The sequence below is a fragment of the Methylobacterium sp. B1 genome, from assembly GCF_000333255.1.
Taxonomy (GTDB): domain Bacteria; phylum Pseudomonadota; class Alphaproteobacteria; order Rhizobiales; family Beijerinckiaceae; genus Methylobacterium; species Methylobacterium fujisawaense.
Genome location: NZ_BACT01000780.1, coordinates 1 through 7,275, shown reverse-complemented (window position 1 = coordinate 7,275; position 7,275 = coordinate 1). Strand labels below are relative to the sequence as shown.

At 68.3% G+C, this 7,275-nt stretch carries 5 protein-coding genes; all 5 read left to right on the top strand.

Features of this window, described 5'->3' with window-relative positions; all coding sequences use genetic code 11:
• Positions 1 to 561: TetR family transcriptional regulator (locus I53_RS22660; protein ID WP_051044997.1), on the top strand; the 561-nt coding region annotated here is incomplete at its 5' end.
• Positions 562 to 961: 400 nt separating this feature from the next.
• Positions 962 to 1,924, top strand: coding sequence for a malate dehydrogenase (gene mdh, locus I53_RS22655; protein WP_043354955.1), 963 nt, complete (start codon positions 962 to 964; stop codon positions 1,922 to 1,924).
• Positions 1,925 to 2,026: 102 nt separating this feature from the next.
• Positions 2,027 to 3,223, top strand: coding sequence for an ADP-forming succinate--CoA ligase subunit beta (sucC, locus tag I53_RS22650; RefSeq protein WP_043354953.1), 1,197 nt, complete (start codon positions 2,027 to 2,029; stop codon positions 3,221 to 3,223).
• Positions 3,224 to 3,225: 2 nt separating this feature from the next.
• A complete protein-coding gene (gene sucD / locus I53_RS22645; RefSeq protein ID WP_043354951.1) occupies positions 3,226 to 4,110 on the top strand; it encodes a succinate--CoA ligase subunit alpha in 885 nt (294 codons plus the stop codon).
• A gap of 172 nt (positions 4,111 to 4,282) precedes the next feature.
• On the top strand, positions 4,283 to 7,275 hold a 2,993-nt coding region (locus tag I53_RS22640; protein ID WP_043354949.1), incomplete at its 3' end, for a 2-oxoglutarate dehydrogenase E1 component.

Genomic DNA, 7,275 nt, shown 5'->3' with positions numbered 1-7,275 from the left:
ATCGCCACCGAGCATCTGTCGCGGCTCGGCCCCAAGCGCGTGACGGTCGTGGCCGTTGCCGCCGAGGCCGGCATGACGCACGCCAACGTGTACCGTTACTTCCCGTCGAAGGACGCGCTCCTCGACGCGGTGGCGGGGCGCTGGCTGCGCGAGGTCGAAGCCCGGCTCGCCGGCATCGCCGACGCGCCCGATCCCGCCGACGACAAGATCGAGCGCCTGCTGACAGCCCTCGCGACGGTCCAGCGGGACGCCCTGTTCGACGAACCGAACCTGTTCGCGGTCCATCTCGACGCCACCGTGTCGGCCCGGCCGATCGCCCGGCGGCATCGCGTCCGCCTGCGCAGTCTCGTGGAGCGGGTGGTCGAAGAGGGGATCACGTCCGGGATCTTCTCGGCTCGCGATCGGGAGCGGGCGATCGCCTACATCTTCGACGCGAGCTACCGCTTCACGCATCCCCTGGCGATCCAGCACGATGCCGAAGTGCCCCGCGACCTGATCGAGGCCCGTTTCGGAGCCGTCATCCACGCGATCCAGCGGGTGCTCCGCTCCGGCATCCTCTGATCCACCGCTTTCGCGAACGCCGCTCGCCGGGCCCGGACTCCCCTGTCCGGGCCCTTGTCGTTTCCGCGCTGCGGGCCGATCCGAGCGCCGCCCCCGACCGAAATGACAGGTCTCAGAATCTGTCATCGAGACTTCGGAGCGCGTGCGGAGCCGGGTGCACTGCACCTAAAACCTTCGCGACGTTGACGTTTCGGCACACCCCTCGGCTCGTTGAGAGGCCGCCGGATGTCTCGGACGCGCCGGCCACGCACCCTGCATCGGGTTGAAGCCACGGTGCTTTTCGGCCACACAGCCGCGCAGATTTCAGAGTGACGAATCCGGTCTCGGACCCTGGCGGCCGAGCACAGCCGGCCTCGCGCACCGCATCACCGAAGTCGAACGCAGCGGAGACGAATCCGACATGGCTCGCAACAAGATCGCGCTCATCGGTGCCGGCCAGATCGGCGGCACCCTGGCACTTCTCGCTGGCCTCAAGGATCTCGGGGACGTGGTGCTGTTCGACATCGTCGACGGCGTGCCGCAGGGCAAGGCGCTCGACATCGCCGAGGCCGCCCCGGTGGAGGGCTTCGACGCGACCTACGCGGGCGCGAGCGACTACGCCGCCATCAAGGGGGCCGACGTCGTGATCGTCACCGCCGGCGTGCCGCGCAAGCCCGGCATGAGCCGCGACGACCTGATCGGCATCAATCTCAAGGTGATGCAGGCGGTGGGCGAGGGCATCAAGACCCACGCGCCGGACGCCTTCGTGATCTGCATCACCAACCCGCTCGACGCGATGGTCTGGGCGCTCCAGAAGTTCTCCGGTCTGCCCACCAACAAGATCGTCGGCATGGCCGGCGTTCTCGACTCGGCCCGCTTCCGCCACTTCCTGGCCGAGGAGTTCAAGGTCTCGGTCGAGGACGTCACCGCCTTCGTCCTCGGCGGCCACGGCGACGACATGGTGCCGCTGACCCGCTACTCGACGGTGGCGGGCGTGCCGCTGACCGACCTCGTCAAGCTCGGCTGGACCACCCAGGAGAAGCTCGACGCCATGGTCGAGCGCACCCGCAAGGGCGGCGGCGAGATCGTCAACCTGCTTAAGACCGGCTCGGCCTTCTACGCGCCCGCCGCCTCCGCCATCGCCATGGCCGAGAGCTATCTGCGCGACAAGAAGCGGGTCCTGCCCTGCGCCGCCTATCTCGACGGCCAGTACGGCGTCTCCGGCATGTTCATCGGCGTGCCGATCGTGATCGGCGCGAACGGCGTGGAGCGCGTGCTCGAGGTGACCTTCGACGCGGCCGAGAAGACGATGTTCGACAAGTCGGTCGCCTCGGTGGCGGGCCTGATCGAGGCCTGCAAGGGCGTCGACAGCAACCTCGCCTGACCGGTAAGCGGATACCGGGCCGCGCGAAGCGTTCGGGGATTCGAATCCCAGTCGCTCCGCGCTGTTCGTTGCCACCTATTCGCTCCTCCCTACGAGGCTCCGATGAACATCCACGAATACCAGGCCAAGGCCGTGCTGAAGGAGTTCGGCCTGCCCGTCTCCCGCGGCGTGGCCATCTTCAACCCGTCGGAGGCTGAGGCCGCCGCCAAGGAGCTCGGCGGCCCGGTCTGGGTCGTGAAGAGCCAGATCCACGCGGGCGGCCGCGGCAAGGGCACCTTCAAGGGTGCACCCGAGGGCGCTAAGGGCGGCGTGCGCGTCACCAAGTCGATCGACGAGGTGAAGCAGTATGCGGGCGAGATGCTCGGCCAGACGCTGGTGACGATCCAGACCGGCCCGGCCGGCAAGCAGGTCAACCGCCTTTACATCGAGGAAGGCGCGCAGATCGCCGAGGAATTCTACCTCTCGATGCTGGTGGACCGCGCCACGGGCGGCGTCGCCTTCGTGGTCTCCACCGAGGGCGGGATGGACATCGAGGCGGTGGCCCACGACACGCCCGAGAAGATCCACACGATCGCGGTCGATCCGGCCACGGGCGTCATGCCCCATCACGGCCGCGCCGTCGCCAAGGCGCTCGGGCTGTCCGGCGCCCAGGCCAAGGAAGCCGGCGCGCTCACCGAGAAGCTCTACGCGGCCTTCGTCGCCAAGGACATGAGCCTCCTCGAGATCAACCCGCTGGTGCTCACCGCGGACGGGCATCTCAAGTGCCTCGACGCCAAGATGGCCTTCGATTCGAACGCCCTCTACCGGCACCCGGACATCGTGGCGCTCCGCGACGAGACCGAGGAGGACGCCAAGGAGATCGAGGCGTCCAAGTACGACCTCGCCTACATCGCGCTCGACGGCACGATCGGCTGCATGGTCAACGGCGCCGGCCTCGCCATGGCGACCCTCGACATCATCAAGCTCTACGGCGAGGAGCCGGCGAACTTCCTCGATGTCGGCGGCGGCGCCTCGGAGGAGAAGGTCACGGCGGCGTTCAAGATCATCACCGCCGATCCGAACGTGAAGGGGATCCTCGTCAACATCTTCGGCGGGATCATGAAGTGCGACGTGATCGCCAACGGCGTCATCGCGGCCGTGAAGGCGGTGGGCCTGCAGGTGCCGCTGGTTGTGCGCCTCGAGGGCACGAACGTCGAGGAGGGGAAGGCGATCATCCGGAATTCCGGTCTCAACGTGATCCCGGCGGACGACCTCGACGACGCCGCCCAGAAGATCGTCGCCGCCGTGAAGGGAGCCTGATCATGTCGGTGATGATCGACGCCAACACCAAGGTCATCTGCCAGGGTTTCACCGGCAAGAACGGGACCTTCCACTCCGAGCAGGCCATCGCCTACGGCACCAAGATGGTCGGCGGCACGAGCCCCGGTAAGGGCGGCTCGACGCATCTCGGCCTGCCGGTGTTCGACACGGTGGCCGAGGCCCGCGAGGCCACGGGCGCCGATGCCTCGGTGGTCTACGTGCCCCCGCCCGGCGCCGCCGACGCGATCTGCGAGGCGATCGCCGCCGAGATCCCGCTGATCGTCTGCATCACCGAGGGCATTCCGGTGCTCGACATGGTCAAGGTGAAGCGGGCGCTCACCGGCTCGAAGTCGCGTCTGGTCGGGCCGAACTGCCCGGGCATCGTCACGGCGGGCGAATCGAAGATCGGCATCATGCCGGCCAACATCTTCCGGCAAGGCTCGGTCGGTATCGTCTCGCGTTCCGGCACGCTGACCTACGAGGCGGTGTTCCAGACCTCCAATGCCGGCCTCGGCCAGACCACCGCGGTGGGCATCGGCGGCGACCCGGTGAAGGGCACCGAGTTCATCGACGTGCTGGAGCTGTTCCTGGCCGACCCGAAGACCGAGTCGATCGTGATGATCGGCGAGATCGGCGGCTCGGCCGAGGAGGAGGCTGCGCAGTTCCTGAAGGACGAGGCCAAGCGCGGGCGCAAGAAGCCGATGGTCGGCTTCATCGCCGGCCGCACGGCGCCTCCGGGCCGCCGCATGGGTCATGCCGGCGCGATCATCTCGGGCGGCAAGGGCGGCGCCGAGGACAAGATCGCCGCCATGGAGGCCGCGGGCATCCGCGTGTCGCCGTCGCCGGCCCGGCTGGGCTCGACGCTCGTCGAGGTCCTGAAGGGCTGAGGGCAAGCGCGCCTGCGTTGCGGCCATCGCAGGGCCGCAACGCCCATATCGGGCGTGCAGACGATTTCAGCGGGGCGGTCACCCGCCCCGTTTCGGTTTGAGGGCGATCCGCCGCGCTGACGGGGAGCCCGAAGGGCAGGGGAGCCTGCCCGCGCGACAGGATGGACGCACCATGGCACGCCAGGACGTGAACGAAGCGCTCCTCGAAACCTCGTTCCTCTACGGCGCGAACGCCGCCTACATCGAGGAATTGCAGGCGGCCTACGCCCGCAACCCGTCCTCGGTGGATCCGGAGTGGCAGACCTTCTTCAAGGGGCTCGGCGAGGACGAGACCCTGGTCGAGAAGAACGCCGCCGGCGCCTCCTGGGAGAAGCCCAACTGGCCGGTGCCGCTGAACGGCGAGCTGGTCTCGGCGCTCGACGGCAACTGGGGTGCCCTGGAGAAGGCGGTCGGCGACCGCATCGTCGCCCGGGACGGCAAGGACGCCAAGGACGCGAAGCCCGGCAAGCCGCAGGACAGCGTCACCGCAACCACCGGCGTGTCTGTGGAGCAGGCGACGAAGGATTCGGTGCGGGCGATCATGCTGATCCGCTCCTACCGCATGCGCGGCCACCTGCACGCCAAGCTCGACCCGCTCGGGCTCGCCCCCCGCGGTGACCACGAGGAGCTGCACCCGCAGCATTACGGCTTCACCGAGGAATCCGATTGGGACCGCCCGATCTTCCTCGACAACGTGCTGGGCCTCCAGTTCGGCACGATCCGCGAGATCGTCGACATCCTGGAGCGGACCTACTGCCAGACGCTCGGCGTCGAGTTCATGCACATCTCCGACCCCGCCGAGAAGGCGTGGATCCAGGAGCGCATCGAGGGCAAGGACAAGGAGATCTCGTTCACGCCCGAGGGCCGCCGCGCGATCCTCAACAAGCTGATCGAGGCCGAGGGCTTCGAGAAGTTCCTGGATCTGAAGTACACCGGCACGAAGCGCTTCGGCCTCGATGGCGGCGAGTCGATGATCCCGGCGCTGGAGCAGATCATCAAGCGCGGCGGCGCGCTCGGCGTCCGCGAGATCGTGCTGGGCATGGCCCATCGCGGCCGGCTCAATGTGCTCACCAACGTGATGGCCAAGCCCTTCCGGGCGGTGTTCCACGAGTTCAAGGGCGGCTCGGCTTCCCCGGCCGAGGTCGAGGGCTCGGGCGACGTGAAGTACCATCTGGGCGCGTCCTCGGACCGCGCCTTCGACGGCAACAACGTCCACCTGTCGCTCACCGCCAACCCCTCGCATCTCGAGATCGTCGATCCGGTGGTGCTCGGGAAGGTCCGCGCCAAGCAGGACCAGTGGGCCAAACCCAACATCGAGCGCCGCACGGTGCTGCCGCTGCTGATCCACGGCGACGCCGCCTTCGCGGGCCAGGGCGTGGTGGCCGAGTGCTTCGGCCTGTCGGGCCTGAAGGGCCACCGCACCGGCGGCTCGATCCACTTCATCATNCACAACCAGATCGGCTTCNACCACGATCCGCGCTTCTCGCGCTCCTCGCCCTACCCGTCCGACGTCGCCAAGATGGTCGAGGCGCCGATCTTCCACTGCAACGGCGACGATCCGGAAGCCGTCACCTTCGCGGCCAAGGTGGCGGTCGAGTACCGGCAGAAGTTCGGCAAGCCGGTCGTGATCGACATGCTCTGCTACCGCCGCTTCGGCCACAACGAGGGCGATGAGCCGGCCTTCACCCAGCCGAAGATGTACCAGCGGATCCGCAAGCATCCCTCGGTGCTGGAGAATTACGGCCGCAAGCTCGTCGAGAACAGCTCCGTGACCCAGGAGGCGCTCGACGCCCGCAAGGCCGAGTTCCGCGGGATGCTCGACACCGAGCTCGACGTCGCCAACACCTACAAGGCCAACAAGGCCGACTGGCTCGACGGCCGCTGGTCCGGCGTGAAGGCGGTCCACGAGGACGTGGACGATCCGCGCCGGGGCCGCACCGCCGTGCCGGCCGAGACCCTGCAGGAGATCGGGCGCAAGATCACCCAGGCGCCGCCCGGCTTCCACCTGCACCGCACGATCCAGCGGTTCATGGACAACCGCGCCAAGGCGGTGGAGACGGGTGTCGGCATCGACTGGGCGACCGCCGAGGCCCTGGCCTTCGGGGCGACCCTGCTCGACGGCAACCGGGTCCGGCTCTCCGGCCAGGATGTCGAGCGCGGCACCTTCTCGCAGCGCCACGCGGTGGTGATCGATCAGGAGAACGAGCAGCGCTACACGCCGCTCAACGCCATCCGCGAGGGCCAGGCCTCCATCGAGATCATCAACTCGATGCTCTCCGAGGAAGCGGTGCTCGGCTTCGAGTACGGCTACTCCCTGGCCGAGCCGAACGCCCTGGTCCTCTGGGAGGCGCAGTTCGGCGATTTCGCCAACGGCGCCCAGGTGGTGATCGACCAGTTCATCGCGTCCGGCGAGCGCAAGTGGCTGCGCATGTCCGGCCTCGTGCTGCTGCTGCCGCACGGCTACGAGGGGCAGGGGCCGGAGCACTCCTCCGCCCGGCTGGAGCGCTACCTCCAGGCCTGCGCCGAGGACAACATGCAGGTCGCCAACGTCACGACGCCGGCGAACTACTTCCACATCCTGCGCCGGCAGCTGAAGCGCGACTTCCGCAAGCCGCTGGTGCTGATGACGCCGAAGTCGCTGCTGCGCCACAAGCGCGCCGTCTCCAGCCTAGACGCGCTGGCCGAGGGCTCGACCTTCCACCGCGTCCTCTGGGACGACGCCGAGGAGGAGGGCGCGCCGAACAAGCTCGTGCGCGACGACAAGATCCGCCGCGTCGTGCTGTGTTCCGGCAAGGTCTACTACGACCTGCTGGAGGAGCGGGAGAAGCGCGGGCTCAACGACATCTACCTGATGCGCGTCGAGCAGCTCTACCCGTTCCCGCTCAAGGCCCTGGCCAACGAGATGGCCCGCTTCCGCAACGCCGACGTGATCTGGTGCCAGGAGGAGCCCAAGAACATGGGCGCCTGGTCCTTCGTCGAGCCCTACCTCGAGTGGGTGCTCGGCCAGGCCGGCTCCGCGGTGAAGCGCGCCCGGTACGTCGGCCGTCCGGCCTCCGCCTCCACGGCGGTCGGCCAGATGTCGAAGCACCAGGCGCAGCTCCAGGCCTTCCTCAACGAGGCCCTGGC

What these genes read in the sequence shown, in the direction of transcription:
- sucC (WP_043354953.1), top strand. Translation starts at nt 2,027, where the DNA reads ATGAACATCCACGAATACCAGGCCAAGGCCGTGCTGAAGGAGTTCGGC.
- sucD (WP_043354951.1), top strand. Translation starts at nt 3,226, where the DNA reads ATGTCGGTGATGATCGACGCCAACACCAAGGTCATCTGCCAGGGTTTC.
- mdh (WP_043354955.1), top strand. Translation starts at nt 962, where the DNA reads ATGGCTCGCAACAAGATCGCGCTCATCGGTGCCGGCCAGATCGGCGGC.